The 1,572-nt window shown below is 62.2% G+C and carries 1 protein-coding gene and 1 pseudogene; both read right to left on the bottom strand.

Annotated elements, in window-relative coordinates:
* Positions 1 to 475: transposase family protein (locus tag IVB48_RS33135; RefSeq protein WP_247406755.1), on the bottom strand; the 475-nt coding region annotated here is incomplete at its 3' end.
* Positions 476 to 559: 84 nt separating this feature from the next.
* Positions 560 to 1,396 (bottom strand): annotated as a pseudogene (locus tag IVB48_RS33130) (IS5 family transposase); the annotation flags it as partial.
* Positions 1,397 to 1,572 lie beyond the last annotated feature (176 nt).

Below are 1,572 nucleotides of genomic sequence, written 5' to 3'. Positions count from 1 at the left end.
CCACAACAAGCAACGGATCTGTGGGCATCGCCGTCCGCCGGCGGATCACCCGTAGCAAGGTATCGTTGCTGACAGGCAGCATGAGCCGCTTGGCCAAGCTTGCCGCCGGCCGGCCGCCGAGCGCCAACCCCAAGTGATGGACGATGTATTCCAGCCGTGCCGTCCGGCGCCGTCGAAGCGGGACGATGTCTTCTCCGAACCGCTCTGCGAAGATCCGCCGGCGGCAATGCGGCACCTCACATGTGAAGCGCCGCGTGAGCAATCGGAGGCGCACCTTTCTGCCCGCTGATGGCAAATCGGCCACGTGCCGGATGTAACGGCTATGGATTCGGCGCGATGCTGTCGCGCACAACGGGCACTGGGCCTCCGCAGCCTCTGACCGAACAGCCAGAATAACTGAATCCTCTGAATCACTTGCGCCATCAAACACCAAACCACTCGGTACGAGCGATGAAATTCGAAAGCCTGTCCGCATGGCGCCGATTCTCCCTTGAAGAACCACAGTCGCCGGCGAACTTCATCAGAAATGAGTCAGAGCCAATATTGCAGGCCGAATGACAATATGCGGTGTCACGTTCATCGAGCGCAGTTCGTTGACGAAGTCTTCTGCGTCGTAGGCCTTGTCGGCGCCAAGTGTAATCGCTGTCGGCCGGTCGGCACGAGCCTCGATCATGTTCAGCGCGGCCACCCGCTCGGCATGCCCGTCGGCCTGCGTCAGGCAGGCGTCGACCAGCAGGCCGTGGCGGTTCTCCATCAGCCCGTGCCCGATGAAGCACAGTTTCGTCTCCTTGCCTTTGCCCTTGCGGTACAGCCTGGCCTCCGGATCGGTGGTCGAAGCATGGGTGTCGTTCGAGCGTTTCTGGCCATGGAAGTCCGCATCGGCATTGCGCCCGCCTTGGGCCGGCGGCTCGCCAGATCCGTCCTTCGGCTTGACACTCTTCATCGAGGCCCAAGGCGTCGATCAGCGTGCCGTCGACCGAGAAGTGATCGCTCGACAGAAGCTTCTTCACCCTGGGCTGCACCAGCACCGCCGCCAGGAACTTGGCCGCGATGTCGCCTTCCAGCAGCCGGTCGCGGTTCTTCGAGAACACCGAATGGTCCTAGGCGCCGATTCCGACGAACCAGCGGAACAGCAGGTCCTATTCCAGCCGCTCCATCGAAAGCCGCTCCGAGCGGATCGAATAAAACGCCTGCAACAGCATCGCCCGCAGCAGCTTCTCCGGCGGGATCGACGGCCGCCCAATCGGCGAATAAAGCGCGGCGAACTCCGGCTCAAGCGTCGACAGTGCCTCGTTCACAACGCCCGGATCGCTCGCAGCGGATGGTCACGCCGCACCCGTGCCTCCAGATCAACGTAGCTGAACAGCTCGCCCGTTCGATTGTCGCCGCCGCGCACGCACCATCTCCGAATCTCGTCGGAGCCAATGAATCACGGTCGCCGGCCGGCGGCGCGCACCCTTTTTCAACAGCCTGCTAGTCTTACTGCGTCATAAATTTTTGCGCGATACGCGGACGCAGGATCGCTCTTGCGCAACATGGACATCGCGACAGACTTCTGACGAGGGCGAGAAC

The organism is Bradyrhizobium sp. 76 (assembly GCF_023073025.1).
In the GTDB taxonomy this organism is placed as follows: Bacteria; Pseudomonadota; Alphaproteobacteria; order Rhizobiales; family Xanthobacteraceae; genus Bradyrhizobium.
Note: the sequence above shows the minus strand (reverse complement) of the source record. Positions and strands in the feature narration are given on the sequence as shown.